This is a genomic window from Streptoalloteichus hindustanus (assembly GCF_900129375.1).
Taxonomy (GTDB): Bacteria; Actinomycetota; Actinomycetes; order Mycobacteriales; family Pseudonocardiaceae; genus Streptoalloteichus; species Streptoalloteichus hindustanus.
Map to the genome: position 1 here is coordinate 70,774 of NZ_FQVN01000006.1, position 21,819 is coordinate 92,592.

The window sequence follows — 21,819 nt, forward strand, 5'->3', positions numbered from 1 at the left end:
GCGAACGGAGCAGGAGGGCGAGCGGATTCGGAAATGATCATTTTCGGGCGGCGGGCGACCGGCCGGCGCGACCGGTCGCCACCTCGCCAGGTCAACCGGGTCGCGCCTGCTGTCTGTTTCTCACTGATGTTTCGCGCGGGCGGGTAATTTCACACGCGTCAGAGCGGTTCGGAACAGCTCTTCATGTGAAAGGTGAATACTGGCTGGAGGCGGGAATCAGCCGGCGGCGGCGCGCCGCTCCCGCGCCCGCAGCTCGCGGCGCAGGATCTTTCCGGCGGCCGACTTCGGAATGGCGTCGAGGAACTCCACCGCCCGCACCTTCTTGTGCGGGGCGACGCGCCCGGCCACGAACGCGATCACGGCGTCGGCGTCGAGCGCTCCGGCGTCCTCCCCGCGGACGACGAACGCCTTGGGCACCTCGTCGCCGGCCCCGTTCGGCACGCCGATCACGGCCGCGTCGGCGATCCCCGGGTGGGCGAGCAGCACGGCCTCCAGTTCGGCCGGCGGCACCTGGTACCCCCGGTACTTGATCAGCTCCTTGAGCCGGTCGACGACGAAGAAGTGCCCGTCGCCGTCGACCCGTCCCAGGTCGCCGGTGCGCAGCCAGCCGTCGCGGTCGACCGTCGCGCCGGTCTCCGCCGGCCGGCCCAGGTAGCCCTTCATCACCTGCGGGCCGCGGATCCACAGCTCGCCGACGTCCTCGGTGTCCTCGCCGGTCGCCGGGTCGACCACGCGGCACTCGGTGTTGGCCACGAGCTTGCCGACCGTGCCGGCCGGCGGGTTCTCCTCCCCGTCCGGGACGACGTGCGAGCACGGCGACAGCTCGGTCATGCCGTAGCCCTGGATGACGCGGCACCCGACCCGCCCGGCGGCGGCCGACGCCAACGCGGGGTCCAGCGGCGCGGCCGAACTGAGCACTATCCGCACCGAGGAGAGGTCGTAGCGGTCGACCGCGGGGTGTTTGGCCAGCGCGAGCACGATCGGCGGCGCGACCGAGACCCGGGTGGCGCGGTGCTCCTGGATCAGGGCGAGGAACCGCTCCAGGTCGAACCGGGGCAGCACGACCACGGTCCCCCCGACGTGGAGCGGGATGTTGAGCAGGGTGGCGAGGCCGTAGATGTGGAAGAACGGCAGCACCGCGACCACCGCCGCGCCCGGGTCGAGCCGGACCGCCGACTGGGTCTGGACCATGTTGGCCACGATGTTGCGGTGGGTCAGCATGACGCCCTTGGCCCGCCCCGTGGTTCCCGAGGAGTAGGGCAGCACCGCGACGTCCGTCGCCGGGTCGATCGACACCCGCGGCTCCGGCGCGGTCGACGCCATCAGCTCAGGCACCGAGCGGTGGCCCTCGGCCTCGTCGCACACGATGACCTCGGCGACGCCGGCCGCGCGGGCGGCGGGCACCGCCCGGTCCAGGAAAGGCGAGACGGTGACGAGGAACCGCGCGCCGCAGTCCCGGAGCTGGGTCGCGATCTCGTCCACTGTGTACAGCGAGTTCACCGTGGTGACGACGGCTCCGCACATCGACGCGGCGTAGAGGACCACCGGGAACGCCACCGTGTTCGGGCTGAACAACGCGAGCACGTCGCCCTTGGCCAGGCCCGCCTCGGCCAGCCCCGCGGCGAGCCGCCGGACCGCGGCGTCCAGTTGCGCGTAGGTGACGCGCGTGCCGCCCGGTTCGCGGCCGTCGACCAGGGCGAGCGCGTCGCCCCGGTCGACGGCGTCGGCGAGCACGTGCTCGTGGTACGGGAGGTCGGGGATCTCGACGTCGGGGAACGGGCTGCGGTGGGGCATCGCGACCTCCCGGGCGGGGTTGTGGGGGTGGCGGTCTCCTAGTACGAGCGGTCCAGGCCCAGCGAGTGCTGGGCGACGAAGTTCAGGATCATCTCCCGGCTCACCGGCGCGATGCGGGCGGCGCGCACCGCGCCCCACAGCGTGCCAACGCCGTACTCGCTTGTCATCCCGTTGCCGCCGTGTGCCTGAACGGCGGCGTCCACCGCGCCGATCGCGGCTTCCGCCGCCGCGTACTTGGCGCTGTTGGCGTACTCCCCGGTCGCCGGGTCGTCCTGGTCGTAGGCCCACGCCGCGCGCCGGGTGGCCAGCCGCGCCAGGTCGACCTCGATGTGCGACTTCGCCAGCGGGTGCGCGATCGCCTGGTGCGAGCCGATGGTCCCGTCCCAGACCTTCCGGCTCCCGGCGTAGGCGGCGCCCCTGGCGACGGCGTAGCGGCCGATGCCGCAGGCGTAGGCGGCGACGGTGATCCGCTCGGGGTTCAGCCCGGCGAACAACGCGCCGAGCCCGGCGTCCTCGCCGCCCACCAGGGACTCCGCCGGCAGCGCGGCCTCGTCGAAGAACATGGTGAACTGCCGCTCCGGCGAGGTGAACTCCATCGGGATCGGCCGGTACTCCACGCCGGGCGCGTCGTTGGGGACCAGGAACATGGCCGGGCGCAGCTTTCCGGTGCGGGCGTCGGCGAGCCGGCTCACGACGAGCGTCGTGTCGGTCTCGTCAACCCCGGAGATGAAGACCTTGCTGCCGCTGAGCCGCCAGCCGTCGCCGTCCGGGCGGGCGGTCGTGGTGATGCGGTGCGAGTTGGACCCGGCGTCGGGTTCGGTGATGGCGAAGGACATCCGCACCGAGCCGTCCGCGAAGCCGGGCAGCCACGCGCGCCGTTGCTCGGGCGTGCCGGACTTCGCGATCACCGTCGCGGCGATGGCCGGGGAGACCACGAGCAGCAGCAGGGGGCAGCCGCCGGCGGCCAGTTCCTCGCACACGATGCTCAGCTCGGTGATCCCGCCGCCGCCCCCGCCGTACTCCTCGGGCACCGCGACCCCGAGGTAGCCCAGCCGCCCGGCCTCCGCCCACAGCTCGGTGGTCTTCTCCCCGCTCCGCGCCTTCGCAACCCAGTACTCGTGGCCGTACTTCGCCGCGAGGGAGGCGACCGCCACCCGCAGGGCGCGTTGCTCGTCGTTCTCCCGGAAATCCATCCCGCCTCCCACCACTCCCGTGACCGAGGAACTCCGGCCTTCCCCCGACAAACAGGGGAAGGCGGCCGGACATTGGTCAGGACACGACCGCGAGGACGGTCCCCGCGTCCACCTGGTCGCCGACGGCGACCCTGAGCGCGCGGAGCACGCCGTCGCCCGGCGCCCGCACCGCGTGCCGCATCTTCATCGCCTCCAGGACGACCAGGGACTGTCCTGAGTGGACCTGGTCGCCCTCGACCACCTCCACGGCCACCACCGAGCCGGGCATGGGCGCGAGCAGCGAGCCCTCGGCGACGGCCTCGCCGGGCTCGGCGAACCGGGGAACCCGCCGCAACGCCACCGGTCCGAGCGCCGAGTCGACGAACACCTCGTCGCCGTAGGCGGTGACGGACAACGGAACCCGCACCCCGGCGACGTCGAGCACGACCCGCTCCGCGCCGTGCTCGACCAGAGCGACGTCGGAGAACCCCTCCGCCGTCAGGCCGTCGCGGTCGACGCGGTACGCGATCTCCAGCTCTCCCTCGGGGGCCTGGTACTTCTTGCGCTCCGGCTGGGAGGGAAGGTTCCGCCAGCCCGCGGGGACGCCGGGTTGGACCCGGGCGCGCGCGGCGTTGGCCGCCGCGTCCGCGAGCGCCGCGGCCAACGCCGACAGCTCCTGCGCCCGCCGGTCGGCCAGCGGCGCCGTGAGGTCGTGGCTGGTCAGGAAAGCCGTGTCGGCGTCGCCGGCGAGGAACGCGGGATGGCGCAGGACCCGCACCAGGAGGTCGCGGTTCGTGGCGGGACCGTGGACGCGGGCGCCGGCCAGGGCCGCCGCGAGCCGGCGGGCGGCCTCGGTCCTGGTCGGCCCCCACGCGATCACCTTGGCGAGCATGGGGTCGTAGTGGGTGCCCACAACGGTGCTGCCCACGATGCCCGAGTCCAGCCGAAGTCCGTGGTCCGCCTCGCCCGCCTGGAACTCCACAACGGAACTGTCCACAGTGGAGGTACTGTCGTCCGCGCCCTGCCCGGGCAGGGTCAGTCGGTGCAACGGCCCGGTCGACGGACGCCATCCCTCGGCCGGAACCTCGGCGTAGAGCCGGACTTCGATGGCGTGGCCGCGAGCGGGTGGCGGTGTGGCGGGGAGTCGCGCGCCCTCCGCGATCGCGAGCTGCCACCGCACGAGGTCCAGCCCGGTGACGCACTCCGTGACCGGGTGTTCCACCTGCAGCCGGGTGTTGGTCTCCAGGAAGAAGAACTGGCCGTCCGGAGCCAGCAGGAACTCCACGGTGCCCGCGCCCACGTATCCGATCGTGGTGGCCGCGGCCGTCGCGGCGGACCGGAGCGCCGCCCGCAGCTTCTCGTCCACGGCGGGAGAAGGCGTCTCCTCCAGCACTTTCTGGTGCCGGCGCTGGAGGGAGCAGTCCCGCTCGTCGAAGGCCCACACCGTGCCGTGCTGGTCGGCGAGCACCTGGACCTCGACGTGCCGGCCCCGCTCCACGTAGGGCTCGCAGAAGACGGTGCCGTCCCCGAACGCGCTGGCCGCTTCCGCCTCCGCCGCGGCGATCTCGGCGGGCAGGTCGGCCAGGGAGCGCACGACGCGCATGCCCCGCCCGCCACCGCCGGCCGAGGCCTTGACCAACACGGGCAGGTCCCGCTCGGTGACCTCGGCGGGGTCCAGCTCCGGCAGCACCGGAACACCGGCCCCGGCCATGAGCTCCTTCGCCTCGACCTTCGACCCCATGGCGGCGATGACCTCGGGTGGCGGGCCGATCCAGGTCAGCCCCGCGTCGAGCACCGCCCGCGCGAAGTCCGCGTTCTCCGACAGGAAGCCGTATCCCGGGTGCACCGCGTCCGCGCCGGCGTCCAGCGCGGCCCGGACGAGGAGGTCGCTCCGCAGGTAGGTGTCGGCGGGGGTGGCACCCGGCAGGCGCACCGCGAGGTCGGACTCGGCGACGTGCGGCGCTCCGGCGTCGGGGTCGGAGAAGACCGCGACCGGGGAGACGCCGAGGGCGCGGCAGGTGCGGACGACCCGCCGGGCGATCTCGCCCCGGTTGGCCACGAGCAGACGTGTGATCACGCTGGTCCCCTCACATCCGGAACACGCCGAACCGCTCCGCGCCGCGGACCGGTCCACTGTGGATCGCCGACAGGCAGATGCCGAGCACGGTGCGGGTGTCGCGCGGGTCGATCACGCCGTCGTCGTGCAGCCGGCCGGACAGGAACGGCGCCAGCGACTGCTGTTCCACCTGGTGCTCGACCATGGCCCGCAGGTTCGCGTCGGCCTCGTCGTCGTAGGGCTGGCCCTTGGCTGCCGCCGCCTGGCGGGCGACGATCGACAGCACGCCGGCGAGCTGGGCGGGCCCCATCACCGCGGACTTGGCGTTGGGCCAGGTGAACAGGAAGCGGGGGTCGTAGGCCCGGCCGCACATCCCGTAGTTGCCGGCCCCGTAGGAGGCGCCCATCACCACGGTCAGGTGCGGCACCGCGCTGTTCGACACCGCGTTGATCATCATCGCGCCGTGCTTGATGATCCCCGCCTGCTCGTAGTCCCGCCCCACCATGTAGCCGGTGGTGTTCTGCAGGAACAGCAGCGGGACCTCCGCCGAGTTGGCGAGCTGGATGAACTGGGCCGCCTTCTGCGCCTCGGCGCTGAACAGCACGCCGCGCGCGTTGGCGAGGACGCCAAGGGGATAGCCGTGCAGCGAGGCCCACCCCGTGACCAGGCTCGTGCCGTAGCGCGGCTTGAACTCGTCGAACTCCGAGCCGTCCACGATCCGCGCGATCACCTCGCGCGGGTCGAACGGCGTGCGGAGGTCGGTGGGCACCAGGCCGAGCAGGTCCTCGGCGTCGTGCACCGGGTCCAGGGGCGGCAGGGACGGGCCCGGCCCCCGCTTGCGCCAGTTCAGCCGCGCGACGATCCGCCGGCCGATGCGGAGGGCGTCCCGCTCGTCCTCGGCGAGGTGGTCGGCGAGCCCGGACGTGCGGGCGTGCATCTCCGCCCCGCCCAGCTCCTCGTCGTCGGCCTCCTCGCCGGTGGCCATCCGCACCAGCGGCGGGCCGCCGAGGAACACCTTGGCCCGCTCCCGGACCATCACCACGTGGTCGGACATGCCCGGCACGTACGCGCCGCCGGCGGTGGAGTTGCCGAACACCAGGGTCACCGTCGGGATGCCGGCGGCGGAGAACCGCGTGAGGTCGCGGAACAGCCGGCCGCCGGGGATGAAGATCTCGCTCTGGCTCGCCAGGTCCGCGCCCCCGGACTCCACCAGGTTCACCACCGGCAGTCGGTTGGCGAGGGCGATGTCGGTCGCGCGGAAGGTCTTCCGCAGCGTCCACGGGTTGCTCGCGCCACCGCGCACCGTCGGGTCGTTCGCGACGATGAGGCACTCGACGCCGGAGACCACGCCGATACCGGTCACGACGCTCGCGCCCACGGCGAAGTCGGTGCCCCACGCCGCCAGCGGGGACAGCTCCAGGAACGCGCTGTCCTGGTCGACCAGCAGCTCGACGCGTTCCCTCGGCAGCAGTTTGCCCCGCGAGTGGTGCCGGTCGACGTACTTGGGTCCGCCGCCCGCCAGCGCCCTGCCGTGCTCGGTCGCCAGTTCCGCCAGCTTGGCCAGCATCGCCTCGCGGTTCGCGCGGAACTCCGGTGCTCGTCTGTCCACAGTGGACCGTAGGACCGTCATGCCGTGTACCCCATCCGTCGGGCGGCCAGCTCGGCCAGGACCTCGCTCGCGCCGCCCCCGATGCCGAGGATGCGCGCGTCCCGGTAGTGCCGTTCGACCTCGGCGTCCCGCATGTAGCCGAACCCGCCGTGCAACTGCACGGCCGCGTCCACCACGTGCTGGCACGCCTCCACCGCCGCGTTCTTGGCCATGCACACCTCGGCGACGGCCTCGCCGCCGGCGGCCACCCGCGCCGCGACCGCCCGCACGTAGGTCTCGGCCAGCTCGACGCGCTGCCGCATCTCCACCAGCCGGTGCCGGACGAGCTGGCGGGAGATCAGCGGGCGGCCGAACGTCGTCCGCGCGCGGACCCAGTCCACCGTGAGGTCGAGGCAGCGCCGCGCGGTGGCGTGCGCCTGGACGGCCAGGCTCAGCCGCTCGACCTGGAACTGCCGCATGAGCACGGCGAAACCCTGGTCCTGCTCGCCGACCAGGTTGGCGACCGGCACCGGGGCGTCGACGAACGCGAGTTCGGCGGTGTCCGAGCAGTGCCACCCCATCTTGTCCAGGCGCCGGGTCACGGTGAACCCCGGTGTGCCCCGGGGAATGACCAGCAGGCTCACCCCGGCGTGCCCCGGGCCGCCGGTGCGGACCGCGGCGGTGACGAAGTCCGCCCTGACGCCCGAGGTGATGTACGTCTTGGCTCCGTTGACCACGAACTCGTCGCCGTGCCGCACGGCGGTGGTGCGCAGCGAGGCGACGTCCGACCCGCCGTCCGGCTCGGTCACGGCCAGCGCGCCGATCAGCTCCCCGGCCAGCGTCGGCCGCGCGAACCGCTCGACCAGCCCGGGATCGCCCTGGTCGACGATGTGCGGGAGCGCGATGCCATGGGTGAACAACGCCGCGACCAGGCCGGAGGAGCCGCCCGAGAGGATCACCTCCTCGGAGACGGCCAGCGCGTCCAGCAGGTTTCCGCCGCTGCCGCCGGCCTCCTCGGGGAAACCGACGCCGAGTAGCCCGACGTCCGCGGCCAGCCGGTGCAGGTCTCGCGGGACCTCGCCAGCCCGCTCCCACTCGGCCAGGTGCGGCACGATCTCGCGCCGGGTGAACCGGCGCACGGTCTCCCGCAACGCCCGGCGCTCCGGCGTCTCCCCGGCGTACGGCGGAGCCGCGGTGTTCGGCGAGATCTCACTGTTCGATGTCGGCTGGGCGTTCGGTGTTGACGGGGCGTTCGACGGAACCTCGGTGTTCACAGCAGAACCTCCGGGACGTCCACGAGTCGGGAGCGCAGCCACTCGCCGAGCGCCTTGGCCTGGGGGTCGAACCGGGTGGCCGAGGCCACCCCGTCCCCGAGCAGGTCGTGCACGACGAAGTTCACCGCGCGCAGGTGGGGGAAGTCGTGACGCTCCACGGGAAGCGTCGCCGTCTCGGGCAGGAGCTCGCGCAACCGGTCGGTGGTCAGCTCGTGCGCGATCCAGCGGTAGGCCGGATCGGACCGCGCCCAGACGCCGAGGTTGGCCGAGCCGCCCTTGTCTCCCGACCGCGCTCCGACGACCTGACCCAGCGGCACGCGCCGCGTGCTGCCCTTCGGCAACGGACCGGGCCGCGATGTCGTTGGCGCGGGCGGGATCGGCGCCATCTCCGGCGGAGGCGGCACGACCACCGACGAGCCGTCGGGGAGCACCGCCCGGTGCTCGACCGCGCTCTGCGGGACGTACGCGGCGGAGTAGACGCCGAACGGCGTGCCGTCCGAAGGCGGCGCGGTCACGTGGAACCCGGGGTAGGAGGCGAGGGCCAGCTCGATCGCGGCGCGGGAGAAGGCCTTGGCCCTGGCCGGGTCCGCCGTCCTGACCACGGCGTGCAGCAGGGCGCTCGCGGTCTCCTCGGTGTCCGCGTCCGGCTGGTCCGTGCGGGCCAGTGTCCACACGAGACCGTCCGCGCCCACCGCCGCTTCGAGCTGGCGTCGCACGAGCGCGGCCTTCGCCGGGATGTCCAGGCCGCACAACACGAACGTCGTCGCGTTGCGGAACCCGCCGAGGGTGTTCAGGCAGACCTTGAGATCCGGAGGCGGCGGGACACCGCGAACCCCGATGATCCGCACGCGGTCCGCGCCGTCGTCGGTCAGGACCGCGGTGTCGAAGCGCGTCACGACGTCCGGCCCCGCGTAGTGGGCGCCATCGATCTCGTAGAGGAGCTGGGCCGTGACGGTGTCGACGGTCACCGCGCCCCCGGTTCCGGGGTGTTTCGTGATGACCGAGGACCCGTCCGCCGAGATCTCGGCGACCGGGAAACCCGGTCTGTCCACATCGGACAGTTCCGTGAAGAAGGAGAAGTTCCCGCCGGTGGCCTGGGCTCCGCACTCGAGCACGTGCCCGGCGGCGGTCGCGCCGGCGAGCGCGTCCCAGTCGTCCCGCGCCCACCCGAAGTGCGCCGCCGCCGGGCCGACGGCGAGGGACGCGTCGGTGACCCGGCCGGTGACGACGACGTCCGCGCCGGCGCGGAGGCATTCCACGATGCCCCAGCAACCGAGGTAGGCGTTGGCGGTGAGGGGCGAGCCGAAGCCGAGTTCGGTGGCGCGCTCGCGCAGGTCGTCGCCGTCGACGTACGCGATCCTCGGGTTGAGCCCGAGCCCGGCGGCCACCTCGCCGAGCGCCGACGCGAGGCCGGCCGGGTTGAGGCCACCGGCGTTGGCGACGATCCGGACGCCCCGTTCCCTCGCGAGGACCAGGCACTCCTCCATCTGCCGCAGGAAGGTCCTGGCGTACCCGCGCGTTGGGTCCCGCATCCGGTCCCTGCCCAGGATGAGCATGGTCAGCTCGGCGAGGTAGTCCCCGGTGAGCACGTCGAGCGGGCCACCCTCCAGCATCTCCCGCATCGCCGAGAACCGGTCGCCGTAGAAGCCGGAGGCGTTCCCGACGCGCAGCGGCGCGGTCACGCGCGCTCCGGAGCGCGGCTCGGCCCGGGGGGACCGGCGAACGCCTGCGCCACGGTCAACCACTGCCGGGCGATCTCGCCCACGGCGTCCAGCGCCAGGTCGTCGGGGTGCCGGCGGCGCGTCACGAGGAGGCAGAAGTCCAGTGCCGGGCCGCTCACCCGGTTGTCGGCGTCCTCCGGCCCCCACGCCCAGTGCTCGCCGTCCGGGCCGACCAGCTCGACCCGCACCGTGTCCGAGGGCGCGGGTAACCCGTTGACCAGGAACGAGTGCGTCAACGTGCGCACGCCGAGGTGGGCGACGTGCCGCAGGCGGCGCGTCGGCTCGCGGCGCACGCCCAACGCCTCAGCGACGTCCAGGCCGTGCGCCCAGGTCTCCATCAGCCGGGCGGTGGCCATCGAACCGGCCGCCATCGGCGGGCCGTACCACACGATCTTGCTGCCGACCGGGAAGTGCTGGAGCGCGGTGGCGAGCTGGGCGCGGCCGGTGCGCCAGCGGTGCAGCAGCCGCGCCGGCTCCTCCTCGGCGCCGGCCGCCGCGCCCGCGTCCACGAACCCGGTCGGGTCCTCGGCCGCCTTCGCCAGTCCCGCCGTGAAGCCGTCCGGGTCCTTGATCGCCCACAACGCCTGGGTGTCGGTCCAGGCCAGGTGCGCGATCTGCTGCGCGACGCTCCACCCCGGAGCCGGCGTGGGCGTGGCCCAGCCCTCGGCGGGGAGGTCGCCGACGAGCGCGTCCAGCTCGTTGCCCTCGGCCCGCAGGTCGTCGACCAGGTTCGCCGTGTTCACGGTGCCTCCCTCGTCCCCTTCTTCGTTGCCCCGGTCCGGTTCGGTGCCGCCCGGCCCAGCGTCCGGTCCAGGGTTCGGGCCCACTCCGCCAGCAGCCGGGAGCGGCGGGCTCCGTCGTCGGTCAGGGTGTTGGCCAGGCCCAGCCCGCGCATCAGGTCGAGGGTGGCCTGCACGGCCTCCCGGACCCCGGGGCGGCTCTCGTCGGCGTCGAGGAGCTCGACGGTGAGCCGGTGCGACTCCCTGCCGACCTTGGCCTCCAACGGCACGACCGCCGCGCGCAGCTCCTGGTCGGTGCGGGCGGCCACCCACAGCTCCAGCGCGGCCTGGAACAGCGGCCCGGTGTAGAGCCGGGCCAGCATGTCGAGCACCGCCGCCGTCCGGTTCTCGCCGGCGGGCAGCGCGGCGGCCTCGCGCAGCACCTCCTCGCGGCGGACCTCGGCCAGGTGCTCGACGGCCGCGAGCACGAGTTCGGCGCGCGTCCGGTAGTGGTGGAGCTGCGCGCCCCGGGAGACCCCGGCCCGTTCCGCGACGACGGTGGTCGTCGTGCCGGACCAGCCCAGTTCGGCGAGGCACTCGACGGTGGCCGCCATGAGTCGCTGGCGGGTCTGCTGGCTGCGTTCCTCCTGCCGGCTCCTGGCCGGCACGGCCGTGACCATGGCCACACCGTGCCCGCTCCCCAACAAACAGTCAAGACTGAATGTTTTATGGCGTGGTCAAAGTCCTTGGCGGAGCGGGAAAAGCGCTGCTCGCCCAGTCGACGCGTCCGCCATGTGTCCACAGTGGACACTCGTGGCCGCGTCCGGAACGCGCCGCGCCCGCCAGCCGCTCAGGCGTTCGTGCCGGTCCGGCGGGCGAGCAACTGGTGGAGCAGATCGGTGATCTGATCCTGCCCCGCCAGCAGCGTGTCAAACCCCCGGCGCATCTCCGCGAACCCCGCGCCGACCACCGCGAACCCCGTGTCGACCTTGTTGCCCATGTCGTCGAGGGTGACGCGCAGGCCGTCGAGGTCTGCGCGCATCGCGTCGAGAATCCGGGTGTGGTCGCGTTGGACGTCCCGGAACTCGGCGACGGCGCGCAGGGCGGCACGAGCCAGGGTGCGAGCGGCGGCGGTGTCGGCCCGAGTGACCTCGATCTTCCCCTCCAGTCCGACGACGCGAGCTTCCAGGTCGTGAAGGTCGGAGCGGAGGGCGGCCAGCGCGGACTGCTCGGACACGGGTGCGGTTCTCCCGTCCTGGGGCCGAATCGCGAGAGCCGGGGCTCACCCGGCTCAGCGAGTGTCCCGCAAGATCAGGTATGGGCGGGGCCGGGGCGCCTCAGCCGGCCGTGCGGCGTTCGTGCAGGAGGAGCAGGGCGTACGCGGCGAGCGACTGGGCGTCGGTGATCTCGCCCCGCCGGACCATGTCCTCGAACTCGGCCCTGGTGAACCAGGCCGCGCGCATGTCCTGCTCCTCCAGCTCCCGCGCCGGCTCGCCCTGGGTCAGCTCGGTGGCGAGGAAGGCCCACCCGCGTTGGCTGGACGTGCCCGGCGCGAGGTCGAGCCGGCCCAGCTCGACCATCCGGCCGGCCGACAGCCCGGTCTCCTCCCGCAGCTCGCGGGCGGCGAGCGCGGTCGGGGCGAGCGGCTCCGGCTCCGGCGCGGTGCCCTGGGGGAACTCCCAGCGCCGCAGCCCGATCGGGTAGCGGAACTGCTCGACAAGCTGGAGCCGGTCCCCGTCCAGCGGGACGACCAGCGCGAAGGTCGGCTTGTCGACCACGCCGTAGATCCCGGTCGACCCGTCGGCGCGGCGGATGCGGTCCTCGCGGACGGTCATCCACGGGTTGGCATAGACCTCACGGCTGTCCAGAGTCTCCACGCCGCCATCCTGCCGTGCGGTCAGGACGCGGGGTCGGGGCGCTCCGCCTCGCCGGCGGACGGGCGGTTGAGCCGGGAGCGCCGGATGCCGTAGCCGAGGTAGACGACCAGACCCACCGCGGTCCAGATCCCGAAGGCCTGCCAGGTCTCCTTCGCCAGCCCGAACACCAGCCACAGGCACAGCCCGAGGCCGATCAGCGGGGTGAGGGGCACGAGCGGCGCGCGGAAGGTGCGCGGCAGGTCGGGCCGGGTCCGGCGCAGCACGAGGACGCCGATGTTGACCAGGCCGAAGGCGACCAGCGTGCCGATGCTGGTGGCCTCGGCGAGCTGGCCCAGCGGCACCAGCCCCGCCAGCAGCGCCACCACGACGCCGACCAGGACCGTGTTGGCCGCCGGCACGGCCCGCCGGTTGACCCGGGAGAACAGCTTCGGCACTAGGCCGTCCCTGGACATCGCCACCAGGATCCGGGTCTGGCCGTAGAGCACGGTCAGCACGACCGACGCCATCGCCACCACCGCGCCGAAGGCCAGCAGCGTCGCCGGCCAGCCCATCCCGGTCACCGTCTGGAGCACGGTGGCCAGCGACGCCTTGGAGGAGCTCAGCACGTCCACGCCCACGGCGCCGACGGCGGTGAGCGCGACCAGCACGTAGGCCGCGGTCACGATGGCCAGCGAGATCACGATCGCGCGCGGCAGGTCGCGCCGGGGGTTGCGCGCCTCCTCGCCGGCGGTCGACGCGGCGTCGAAGCCGATGAAGGAGAAGAACACCAGCGACGCGCCGCTGGCGATGCCGCTCAGCCCCTGCGGCGAGAACGGGGTCAGGTTGCCGGACCGGAAGCCGGTCACCGCGACCGCCACGAAGAACACCAGGACGCCGATCTTGAGCAGCGTGGTGCCCGTGGTGACCGCCGCGCTCTCCCGGATGCCGCCCAACAGGACCACGGTCGCCAGCAGCACGACGATCGCGGCCGGGAGGTTGATGATCCCGCCCCCGCCGGGCGGCGCGGCCAGCGCGTCCGGGATGCGGAGGCCGAGCGCCGAGTCGAGGAACGAGTTGAGGTACTCGCCCCACCCGGCCGCCACGGCGGCCACCGACACCCCGTACTCCAGCAGCAGGCACCAGCCGCAGATCCAGGCGACCAGCTCGCCGAGCGTCGCGTACGAGTAGGAGTACGCCGAGCCGGAGACCGGCACGGCCCCGGCCAGCTCCGCGTAGGACAGCGCGGAGAACAGCGCGGCGAGGCCGGCCAGCACGAACGACAGCACCACCGCCGGTCCGGCCAGGGGCGCGGAGTTGCCGAGCACGACGAAGATCCCGGTGCCCAGGGTGGCGCCGACCGACAGCGACACCAGGGGCAGCAGGCCCAGGCTGCGCTTGAGCTTCGTGTGCGCGCCCTCGTCGGCGATCTGCTCGACGGGCTTGGTGCGCAGCAGGGTCTGGGGGGTCAGCACAAGGCGCGACGGTAGCCCGTTCGGACCAGGATCCCGCAAGGTGAACGCGGTCACGAAGAGTGAGCTTTGTCACCCAGGAGAGTGCCGGAAGGGCGTAGAACCGTTGTACCACCACGCAACGAACCGAGGTTCTGCGCCGAGAATCTGTCAGGTTTGTTGCGGAAGCCCCTTCGGCCGCGCACCGAACTCCCGCCGCACCCGCTCGGGCGAGGAGGCGTCCGCGATCATCACGCAGGGCTGTCGAGTGACGCTGGGCGACTTCGTCACAGTCGCCGCCCGGCCCACCCCGCGACGTCCGCCCGGAGCTGGAAGCGGGGGTCCTCGCCGGCCGGCGACCCCCGCGCGGCCCAGCGGTTCCCGCCGATCAGCGGGTCATTACGCTGGCCAGGTGCGTCTCGTGATCGCCCGTTGCCAGGTGGACTACGTCGGCCGACTGACCGCGCATCTGCCGATGGCCCAGCGGTTGCTGCTGGTCAAGGCGGACGGGTCGGTGTCGGTGCACTCCGACGACCGCGCCTACAAGCCGTTGAACTGGATGAGCCCGCCGTGCTGGCTCACCGAGGGCGAGGGCGTCTGGACGGTGCAGAACAAGGCGGGGGAGAAGCTCGTCATCACCCTCGACGAGATCCTGCACGACTCGCGGCACGAGCTGGGCGCGGAGCCCGGCCTGGTCAAGGACGGCGTGGAGGCCCACCTCCAGGAGCTGCTGGCCGAGCACGTGACGACCTTCGGCGAGGGCTGGTCGCTGGTGCGCAGGGAGTACCCGACCGCGATCGGCCCGGTGGACCTGCTGTGCCGGGACGGCGCCGGCGCGACCATCGCGGTCGAGGTCAAGCGGCGCGGCGAGATCGACGGCGTGGAGCAGCTCACCCGGTACCTGGAGCTGCTCAACCGCGACCCGCTGCTGGCCCCCGTGCGGGGCGTGTTCGCCGCGCAGCAGATCAAGCCGCAGGCGCGCACGCTGGCCGAGGACCGGGGCATCCGGTGCGTGGTCGTGGACTACGACGCCCTGCGCGGCATCGAGTCCGACGAGTTCCGCCTGTTCTGATCCCGCCTGTTCCGAAGGGGCCCGCCGGTCACGAGGGGAGGGGGCGCGCGAGCGACGCGTTCCCCGACGTGATCGCCGTGGCCCGCTCGTAGAGCCGCTGGAACGCGCTGGTCACCGCCGGCCACGTGCAGTGCGTCGGCTCGGTGGCGAGGTTGTGCGCCGCGATGCGCTGGCGGAGCTGGTGGTCACCGGCGAGCTGGGCCACCGCCGTGCCGAGGCCGCCGGCGCTGTGGCAGAGCAGGCCCTCCTCCCCGTGCCGCACGAAGTCCGCGACGCCGGTGCCGGCCCTCGCCACGACCGGCACCCCGGCGGTGCGCGCCTCCAGGGCGGCGATGCCGAAGGACTCCCGCACGGTCGGGTTGACGAACACGTCCGCGCCGCGCAGCAGCTCGTGGATGCCGGCGCGGTCGAGCCGACCGGCCAGCCGCACCCAGTCGCCCATGTCGTGTCGCCGCAGGTAGCGCTGCATGGCCCCGAGCGCGGGACCCGAGCCGGCCACCGTGGCGCGCATCGGCACCTCGGGGCGCAGCCGCGAGCGGGCCACCCGCAGCGCGTCGAGGAGGGCGATCGGCTGCTTGCGGGGCGCGAGCCGGCCGATGGCCACCACGTGCACGTCCCCGGCGCTGTCGTCGCTGTCGGCGCCGGCTGACCTGGCCTCCGCGCGCCACTGCGCGGGGTCGATCCCGTTCGGGACGACGGCGACCTCCAGCTCCGGCGACACCTGCCGAACCAGCGCGGCCGCCGCCGAGCTGACGGTCGAGACGACCAGCGGAAAGCCGCTCCACCGCGTGAGCTGGTCGAACACCCGGTAGACGCCCCTGGTCACCGGGTCCCACATGCTGTGCACGGTGACGACGGTGGGCAGACCGGCCTGGACGGCGCAGCGCACCGCCGACCACGCGAACGGGGACACCGCGCCGACGTGCACGTGCACGACGTCCGGCCGGATCTCGCGCAGCAGCCGCAGGACGTGCCGGCCGGCGCGGGGGTGCACCGGCAGCTCCCACGGCAGGGCGGCGGTCACCCGGTGGACGGGGTAGCCCGGATCGGGGGCTCCGGCGTCCCCGCCGGGTGTGGCGGTGATCACGTGGATCTCCGCGCCGGCCGCCCGCTGCGCCCTGGCCAACTCCCCGACCTGGACCTCGATCCCGCCCAGGCGCGGGTGAAAGCAGTCGCTGACGTGAACGATCACTGCGCTGACTCCCCCTGCCCGTCTTCCCCCGACGATCGTGCACCTCCTGGCAGGCTGGGCGCATGCGACACGCTTGTGTCTTCTTTCATGCGCATCCGGATGACGAGGCGTTGCTGACGGCCGGGACAATGGCCCGTTTGGCTGCCGAGGGTCACCGGGTGGTGCTGGTCGTGGCCACGGCCGGTGAGCAGGGCCTGGCCGCGCCCGAGGCGGTCGGCGAGGGTTCCCTCGGGACGGTGCGGACCGCGGAGCTGCACGCCTCGGCGAAGGCGCTGGGCTGCGCGCGGGTGGAGTTCCTCGGCTACGCCGACTCCGGGCTCGACGGCGCCGCCGTCGCCGCGCCCGGCGGTCCCACGCCGTTCGCCTCGGCCGACGTGGAGGAGGCCGCCACCCGGCTCGCCGACCTGCTGCGCGAGGAGAACGCCAGCCTGCTGACGACCTACGACCCGGCCGGCGGCTACGGGCACCCGGACCACGTGCGGGTGCACCACGTGGGCGCGCGGGCCGCCGAGATCGCCGGCACACCGGTCGTGCTGGAGGCGACGGTCGACCGCGACCTGCTGCTGCGCGGGCTGCGCCTGGCGTCGAAGGTCTACCCCTTCCCGCCCGAGTTCGACCCGCGCACGTTCGAGACCGCCTACTCGCCCCGCGCCGCCATCACCCACAAGGTGGATGTTCGCCGATACACCCCGGCGAAGCGGCAGAGCATGGCCGCGCATGTGACGCAGGCGACCGGAGGGGACTCCACCCGGACCCTGGCCGCACTCCTCCGGATTCCCCGACCTCTGTTCCGTTGGACACTGGGCACGGAGTGGTACGTCCAACGGGGGACGCCACCCGGTCGGGTGCACCGGCACCCGCTGGCCACACTGACGGAGAGCTGAGTGAGCACGTTGCGCATGCGTTGGGTGCGCATCACGGCGACGATCGCGTCCTTCGGACTGTCGGTCGCCCTGATCGCGTTCGCCCTGCCCAAGGTGGCCGGCGTGAGCTGGGAGTCGATCGGCGACCAGTTCTCGGCGGTGAGCGGGCCGATGGTGTTGTGGCTGGTCGCGCTCTGGCTCGCCGGGCTGTGGGCCTACACCTACGTGCTCACCGGGTCGCTGCCCGGGCTGACCAACACCCAGGCGCTGACGATGAACGCCGTGGGCAGCGCGGTCAGCAACCTGCTGCCCTTCGGCGGGGCCTTCGGCGTCGCCGTGACCTTCGCCATGGCCGGCACCTGGGGGCACCGCCGGCGGGCCATCGCGATCTCCACCGTGGTCAGCGGCGTGTGGAACATGCTCTCCCGCCTGGCGTTGCCGGCGGTGGGCCTGGCCGCGCTGATGGTCTCCGGGCACCTGCCCGACGAGCGGCTCACCGTGGCCGCCGGCGTGGCGGTGGGCACCCTGGTGGTGGTGCTCGCGGTGCTGGTGGCGGTGCTGGTCTCGGACGCGGCGAGCCGGCGGATCAGCGCGCTGCTGGAGCGGTGCGCCCGCGGGCTGCCGAAGCGGTGGCGCCCGGCGCCGGGGCGGATCGGCGACGCGCTGCACAAGCTCCGGCACGACACGGTCGACCTGATGCGCACGGCCTGGCTCCAGCTCAGCGTCGGCATGGTCGTCTACATGGCCCTGCAGGGCGTGCTCTTCTGGTGGTGCCTGGAGGCCACGAACGCCGTGGTCGCGTTCGGCCCCGCGGTCGCCGCCTTCGCCCTCGGCCGGCTGCTCACCACGGCGGTGATCACGCCGAGCGGGGTCGGGGTCAGCGAGAACGGCACGGTCGCCCTGCTGGTCGCGTTCGGGTCGGCGCCGGGCCCGGTGGCCGCGGCCGTCCTGCTGTTCTCGTTCTTCACCTACGCCGTCGAGATCCCCTTCGGCGGACTCGCCTGGCTCGCCTGGCTGGGGAGCCGGCGTCGCGCCCAGGTGGCCGCGGCGCAGAACTGACCCCTCGCGTCCGGGCGGCCCGACGCCGGTGTCGCTCGGGCGACCGGTCGGCGCCAACGGGTCAGTGCCGGGTGGTCAGTGCCGGGTGGCCAGTGTTGGCTGGACAGTGCCAGGCGGACGGTGCCGGCTGGACAGGTGCCGGGTGGACTCTGCTGGCTGGACTCTGCTGGCTGGACGGTGTCGCTGGTCAGCGCCGGGCGATCTCCGCCGCAACCGTCGCGGCCCACGGCGCGGGCAGGTCGGCCAACGCGCCGGCGACGTGGTCGGCCAGCTCCGGCCGACGGCGCATGGTGAAGGCGAACAGCTCGGCGACGGTGACTCCGTGCGCGGGCCGGTCCAGCACGCGCACCTCGTCCCCGGCGCGCACCTCGCCGGGCGTCTCGACCGCCAGGTAGGCGCCGGTGCGCCCGCGCTCGCTGAAGCGCCGGACGAGCTGGGGCACGTCCCAGAAGCCGGCGAAGACCCGGCAGGGCGAGCGCGGCCCGGTCACCCGGAGCACCGCGGAGCCCACCGACCACCGCTCCCCGACCAGGGAGTCGCTGCAGTCCAGGTCGCGCAGCGTGAGGTTCTCGCCGGCGTTGCCCGGGCCCAGCTCGCGCCCCAGCTCCTGGCTCCAGAACGCCAGTTCGTCGACGGTGAACGCGTACGCGGCCTGGTGCGAGGCGCCGTGGTGCTCGCGGTCGCAGACCGTGTCCCCGGCGACGCCCCCGACCTCGAACCGGACGGGCCCGTCGACGGGACGCTTGTCGATCCCGCTGCGCCCCAGCCGCCCGGCCCACGGGCCGGTGCTCGCCGACCGGGCGATGTTCACTGACACGACGATCCCCACGCGTCCAACCTCCTTCGCCCGCTCGCGTCGCGCAAGGCGTTTTCCGGTCCCTGGACGGTGGGGGAGGAGCGTCCGCCGTGGACGGTGCGGCGGGAGGAGTCCGGCGTGGACGGCGCGAGGGGTGGCCGAGAAGATCTCGGCCACCCCTCGGGACGGTACGACCTCAGATCGCCCAGGCGTACTGGTTGGGCCAGCCCGCGTCGCCGTCCAGGGCGAGCGCGGCGCGGCGCGGCCAGTACGGGTCGCGCAGCAGCTCGCGGCCGAGCAGCACCACGTCGGCCTGGCCGGAGGCGATGATCTCCTCGGCCTGCTCCGGCCTGGTCACCAGGCCGACCGTGCCGACCGGCAGCCCGACCCGCTCGCGCACCCGCGTCGCGAACGGCGTCTGGTAGCCGGGGCCGACCGGGATGCGGGCGTCCGGGGCGATGCCGCCGCTGGAGGTGTCCAACAGGTCGACGCCGTGCGCCTGGAGCTCCTTCGCGAGGCGGACCGTGTCCTCCCCGGTCCAGCCCTCGCGCTCGTCGGCCTCGTTCTCGCTCAGCCAGTCGGTGGCCGAGACGCGGAACAGCACGGGCAGCTCCGCCGGCCACACCTCGCGCACCGCGTCGACGACCTCCAGCGCGAACCGGGTGCGGTTCTCGAAGGACCCGCCGTACTCGTCCGTGCGCTGGTTGCTGTGCGGCGAGAGGAACGAGTGGATCAGGTAGCCGTGGGCGCCGTGCACCTCGATGACCTTGAAGCCGGCGTCCAGGGCGCGCTGGGCCGCCGCGCGGAAGTCGGCGACGACCTGGGCGATCTCGTCCCGGCTCAGCTCGGTCGGCGTCGGGAAGGAGCCGAACGGCACGGCGCTGGGCCCCACGGTCTGCCAGCCGCCCTCGTCGGGGCGCAGCGGGGAGCCCTTGTCCTCCCACGGGGCGCGGGTGGACGCCTTGCGCCCGGCGTGGCCGATCTGGATGCCCGGCACGACGCCGTGCGACTCCAGCATCGCGGTGATGACGCGGAAGGCGTCCCGCTGCCGGTCGTTCCACAGACCCAGGTCACCCGGGGTGATCCGGCCCTCGGGGCGCACGGCGGTGATCTCGACCATGGCCAGTCCGACGCCGCCGACGGCCCGGCTGGCCAGGTGCGTGAGGTGCCAGTCGTGCGGCACGCCGGCGTCGGGCCCGTCGTGCGCCGCCGAGTACTGGCACATCGGCGACATCCAGACCCGGTTGGGGATGGTGAGGTTGCGCAGCGTGATCGGCTCGAACAACGCGCTCATGGGAGCTTCCTCCGGGCGAGGGGTGGGCTGACGGGGACAACCGTAGCAGAAAAGCATGTACGTGCAAATGTTGCGGGAGCCGTATAGCGGCGCGGGAATGAGACCTGGGGTCGGGCTGCGCGGGTCGCCTCCTTGGGGCGCACCCGCCGAGCGCCTAGCGTCGGGGGCATGAGCGGGCGCATCGACCTACCGGCCACGGTCAACGGCGAGTGCGTGTTCTGCGCGATCGCGCACGGGCGCGCCGAGGCCAGCGTCGTCCACGACGACGGCGAGCTGCTCGGCATCGCCGACCTGCGCCCGGTGACCACCGGGCACCTCCTGGTCATCCCGCGCGCCCACGCCGTCGGGCTCGCCGACCTCCCCCCTGATGTCGGCGGCAGGATGTTCCAGGTGGGTCAGCGGCTCGCGGCGGCGCTCCGCCGCAGCGGCGTCCGCTGCGCGGGCGTGAACCTCTTCCTGGCCGACGGCGTCGCGGCCGGACAGGAGATCTTCCACGCCCACCTGCACGTGATCCCCCGGCACCCCGGCGACGGTTTCCGGCTCAGCGCCGACTGGCGGGTGCGGCCCCGTGCGGAGCTCGACGAGCTCGCGGCGACCGTGCGCGCTGCTCTGAACGGGTAGCTGGGACGGAAAACCGGCACGATCCGGAAAACGCTCGGTAATGATTTCCCGTAATGCCCGCCAAACATGACCCGTGTGGGTTTGGAGGGTTTTGTCGGCCCGTTGGCCGGCCGTCGGGAAAAGGAAGAGGGACGGCCCGCCGGGCCGTCCCTCCGGTGTTTCCCGTCGACGCGTTCACCCCAGGTCGAACTCGCCGGACCTCGTGCCGTGGATGAAGGCGCCCCACGTGGTCGCGGAGAACAGCAGGCCGGGTGCGCAGGGATTCTTGGAGTCCCGCAACGCCACCCCGCCGGGGCGGGCGGACACCTCCACGCAGTTCCCCATGTTGTCGCTGTAGCTGCTCTTCCGCCAGGTAGCCCGCGGCCGGGCAGGTCCGGACCGCTTGCCGCCGTCGTCGGTCACACCAACTCCTTCGTCCTCGCCGCGATGATCGCGGCGGACTCGTCGGGAGCACACGCTTTCGCCCGCAGGTGCTCCCACACCAAGGAAAAGCGCTGAACCTCAGCGCTCTTTTCCGTATACAGGCCGCCGGTGAGGCTGTCCAAGTACACGATGGTGGGATCGGCGGAGGACGGGAAGTCGAGTATGACGAACGCTCCGGACATCGCCGGATGCGCGCCGGCTTCGAACGGCAACACCTGCAACGTGATATGCGGCTCGCTCGCCTCCGCCAGCAGTCGCTCCAACTGCTCGCGCATGACGGCGGTCCCGCCGACCGGCCGGTGCAGGACGGCCTCGTCCAGCAGCACCCACAGGTGCACCGGCTCCCGGCGTTGGAGGATCTTCTGCCGGTTCATCCGGACCTCGACCCGGCGCTGCACGTCGGACGGGTCGGCCCCGACCGCGGTGAGCAGCACGGCGCGGGCGTAGTCCTCGGTCTGCATCAGCCCGGGGACCAGCAGCGGCTCGAACGTGCGGATGCCCGACGCCTCGCTCTCCAGGCCCACGAAGACCTGGAAGCTCTCCGGCAGCGCGTCCTCGTAGACGTGCCACCAGCCCTTCTGCTTCGCGGCCTTGGCCATGGCCAGCAGCGCGTCGGCCTCGTTGCCGTCCACGCCGTAGAAGTCGAGCAGGAGCCGGACGTCGCCGGGGCTGGCCGGCCGACGGCCCAGCTCGATCCGGCTGATCTTGGACGGGGAGCAGCCGAGGTGCCGGGCCACCTCCTCGTTGGTCCGGCCCGCGGCCTCCCGCAACCGGCGCAGCTCCATCGCGAGCCGACGCCGGCGGACGGTGGGGCTCTCGGTCGTCATCGACAACCTCCTGTGATCGTGCAGGGGACCAGACGGGTGTCTCA

The 21,819-nt window shown here is 73.2% G+C and carries 20 protein-coding genes; 4 read left to right on the forward strand and 16 right to left on the reverse strand.

Annotated elements, in window-relative coordinates; all coding sequences use genetic code 11:
• Nucleotides 1–216: 216 nt before the first annotated feature.
• The 11 genes from BUE43_RS19105 to BUE43_RS19155 form a co-directional block, all read right to left on the reverse strand.
• Complete coding sequence (locus tag BUE43_RS19105) at nucleotides 217–1,794, reverse strand: AMP-binding protein (protein ID WP_073485157.1); 1,578 nt, start codon at nucleotides 1,792–1,794, stop codon at nucleotides 217–219.
• A 38-nt stretch (nucleotides 1,795–1,832) separates the two neighbouring features.
• On the reverse strand, nucleotides 1,833–2,987 hold the full coding sequence (locus tag BUE43_RS19110; protein WP_073485160.1) for an acyl-CoA dehydrogenase family protein: 1,155 nt from the start codon (nucleotides 2,985–2,987) through the stop codon (nucleotides 1,833–1,835).
• Nucleotides 2,988–3,063: 76 nt separating this feature from the next.
• Entirely contained in the window at nucleotides 3,064–5,043 is a 1,980-nt protein-coding gene (locus BUE43_RS19115) for an ATP-binding protein (RefSeq protein ID WP_073485162.1), read from the reverse strand.
• A 10-nt stretch (nucleotides 5,044–5,053) separates the two neighbouring features.
• A complete protein-coding gene (locus BUE43_RS19120; RefSeq protein WP_073485164.1) occupies nucleotides 5,054–6,652 on the reverse strand; it encodes an acyl-CoA carboxylase subunit beta in 1,599 nt (532 codons plus the stop codon).
• Nucleotides 6,649–7,818 carry an acyl-CoA dehydrogenase family protein gene (locus BUE43_RS33550; protein ID WP_073486030.1) on the reverse strand — a complete coding sequence of 390 codons (1,170 nt, stop codon included), beginning with the start codon at nucleotides 7,816–7,818 and terminating at the stop codon, nucleotides 6,649–6,651. Before BUE43_RS33550 ends, BUE43_RS19120 begins: the two co-directional genes overlap by 4 nt.
• Before the next feature lie 62 nt (nucleotides 7,819–7,880).
• Nucleotides 7,881–9,506: an acyclic terpene utilization AtuA family protein gene (locus BUE43_RS33555; RefSeq protein ID WP_234995828.1), complete on the reverse strand. Its 1,626-nt coding sequence runs from the start codon at nucleotides 9,504–9,506 to the stop codon at nucleotides 7,881–7,883.
• A 56-nt stretch (nucleotides 9,507–9,562) separates the two neighbouring features.
• The gene (locus BUE43_RS19135; RefSeq protein WP_200797596.1) at nucleotides 9,563–10,348 is read right to left on the reverse strand and encodes a TIGR03084 family metal-binding protein; all 786 of its coding nucleotides are present in this window, start codon (nucleotides 10,346–10,348) and stop codon (nucleotides 9,563–9,565) included.
• Nucleotides 10,345–11,004 (reverse strand): TetR/AcrR family transcriptional regulator, encoded by a 660-nt coding sequence (locus BUE43_RS19140; protein WP_083959922.1) that lies wholly within the window; start codon nucleotides 11,002–11,004, stop codon nucleotides 10,345–10,347. The genes BUE43_RS19135 and BUE43_RS19140 overlap by 4 nt, the downstream gene beginning before the upstream one ends.
• 170 nt (nucleotides 11,005–11,174) lie before the next feature.
• Nucleotides 11,175–11,561, reverse strand: a complete 387-nt coding sequence (locus tag BUE43_RS19145; protein WP_073485169.1) for a hypothetical protein — start codon at nucleotides 11,559–11,561, stop codon at nucleotides 11,175–11,177.
• Between the two features lie 100 nt (nucleotides 11,562–11,661).
• Nucleotides 11,662–12,201 (reverse strand): NUDIX domain-containing protein, encoded by a 540-nt coding sequence (locus BUE43_RS19150; RefSeq protein ID WP_200797597.1) that lies wholly within the window; start codon nucleotides 12,199–12,201, stop codon nucleotides 11,662–11,664.
• Nucleotides 12,202–12,221: 20 nt separating this feature from the next.
• Entirely contained in the window at nucleotides 12,222–13,652 is a 1,431-nt protein-coding gene (locus BUE43_RS19155) for an amino acid permease (RefSeq protein ID WP_073485171.1), read from the reverse strand.
• A gap of 388 nt (nucleotides 13,653–14,040) precedes the next feature.
• Between BUE43_RS19155 and nucS the strand changes: the two genes are divergently transcribed.
• Nucleotides 14,041–14,700: an endonuclease NucS gene (nucS, locus tag BUE43_RS19160; RefSeq protein WP_073485173.1), complete on the forward strand. Its 660-nt coding sequence runs from the start codon at nucleotides 14,041–14,043 to the stop codon at nucleotides 14,698–14,700.
• A 28-nt stretch (nucleotides 14,701–14,728) separates the two neighbouring features.
• Here the strand turns inward: nucS and BUE43_RS19165 are convergent, their stop codons facing one another.
• A complete protein-coding gene (locus BUE43_RS19165) occupies nucleotides 14,729–15,892 on the reverse strand; it encodes a glycosyltransferase family 4 protein (RefSeq protein ID WP_073485175.1) in 1,164 nt (387 codons plus the stop codon).
• Nucleotides 15,893–15,954: 62 nt separating this feature from the next.
• Here BUE43_RS19165 and BUE43_RS19170 point away from each other — a divergent pair, with 62 nt between their 5' ends.
• Nucleotides 15,955–16,776, forward strand: a complete 822-nt coding sequence (locus tag BUE43_RS19170) for a PIG-L deacetylase family protein (RefSeq protein ID WP_073485177.1) — start codon at nucleotides 15,955–15,957, stop codon at nucleotides 16,774–16,776.
• Entirely contained in the window at nucleotides 16,777–17,814 is a 1,038-nt protein-coding gene (locus tag BUE43_RS19175) for a lysylphosphatidylglycerol synthase transmembrane domain-containing protein (protein WP_143174258.1), read from the forward strand. It begins immediately after the preceding gene.
• Between the two features lie 187 nt (nucleotides 17,815–18,001).
• Here BUE43_RS19175 and BUE43_RS19180 read toward each other — a convergent pair whose 3' ends face one another.
• On the reverse strand, nucleotides 18,002–18,643 hold the full coding sequence (locus BUE43_RS19180; RefSeq protein ID WP_073485179.1) for an MOSC domain-containing protein: 642 nt from the start codon (nucleotides 18,641–18,643) through the stop codon (nucleotides 18,002–18,004).
• Between the two features lie 163 nt (nucleotides 18,644–18,806).
• Nucleotides 18,807–19,904, reverse strand: coding sequence for an NADH:flavin oxidoreductase/NADH oxidase (locus BUE43_RS19185; RefSeq protein ID WP_073485181.1), 1,098 nt, complete (start codon nucleotides 19,902–19,904; stop codon nucleotides 18,807–18,809).
• Nucleotides 19,905–20,072: 168 nt separating this feature from the next.
• On the opposite strand from BUE43_RS19185, the gene BUE43_RS19190 reads away from it, so the two are divergent.
• A complete protein-coding gene (locus BUE43_RS19190) occupies nucleotides 20,073–20,525 on the forward strand; it encodes an HIT family protein (protein WP_073485183.1) in 453 nt (150 codons plus the stop codon).
• 174 nt (nucleotides 20,526–20,699) lie between these two features.
• Here BUE43_RS19190 and BUE43_RS19195 read toward each other — a convergent pair whose 3' ends face one another.
• Both BUE43_RS19195 and BUE43_RS19200 read right to left on the reverse strand, forming a co-directional pair.
• Nucleotides 20,700–20,927: a DUF397 domain-containing protein gene (locus tag BUE43_RS19195; protein WP_073485186.1), complete on the reverse strand. Its 228-nt coding sequence runs from the start codon at nucleotides 20,925–20,927 to the stop codon at nucleotides 20,700–20,702.
• The gene (locus BUE43_RS19200) at nucleotides 20,924–21,775 is read right to left on the reverse strand and encodes a helix-turn-helix domain-containing protein (RefSeq protein ID WP_073485188.1); all 852 of its coding nucleotides are present in this window, start codon (nucleotides 21,773–21,775) and stop codon (nucleotides 20,924–20,926) included. The genes BUE43_RS19195 and BUE43_RS19200 overlap by 4 nt, the downstream gene beginning before the upstream one ends.
• Nucleotides 21,776–21,819 lie beyond the last annotated feature (44 nt).

Coding starts and splice junctions, on each gene's coding strand:
- BUE43_RS19105 (WP_073485157.1), bottom strand. CDS start 1,794: ATGCCCCACCGCAGCCCGTTCCCCGACGTCGAGATCCCCGACCTCCCG.
- BUE43_RS19110 (WP_073485160.1), bottom strand. CDS start 2,987: ATGGATTTCCGGGAGAACGACGAGCAACGCGCCCTGCGGGTGGCGGTC.
- BUE43_RS19120 (WP_073485164.1), bottom strand. CDS start 6,652: ATGACGGTCCTACGGTCCACTGTGGACAGACGAGCACCGGAGTTCCGC.
- BUE43_RS33555 (WP_234995828.1), bottom strand. CDS start 9,506: ATGCGGGAGATGCTGGAGGGTGGCCCGCTCGACGTGCTCACCGGGGAC.
- BUE43_RS19140 (WP_083959922.1), bottom strand. CDS start 11,004: ATGGTCACGGCCGTGCCGGCCAGGAGCCGGCAGGAGGAACGCAGCCAG.
- BUE43_RS19170 (WP_073485177.1), top strand. CDS start 15,955: ATGCGACACGCTTGTGTCTTCTTTCATGCGCATCCGGATGACGAGGCG.
- BUE43_RS19185 (WP_073485181.1), bottom strand. CDS start 19,904: ATGAGCGCGTTGTTCGAGCCGATCACGCTGCGCAACCTCACCATCCCC.
- BUE43_RS19190 (WP_073485183.1), top strand. CDS start 20,073: ATGAGCGGGCGCATCGACCTACCGGCCACGGTCAACGGCGAGTGCGTG.
- BUE43_RS19200 (WP_073485188.1), bottom strand. CDS start 21,775: ATGACGACCGAGAGCCCCACCGTCCGCCGGCGTCGGCTCGCGATGGAG.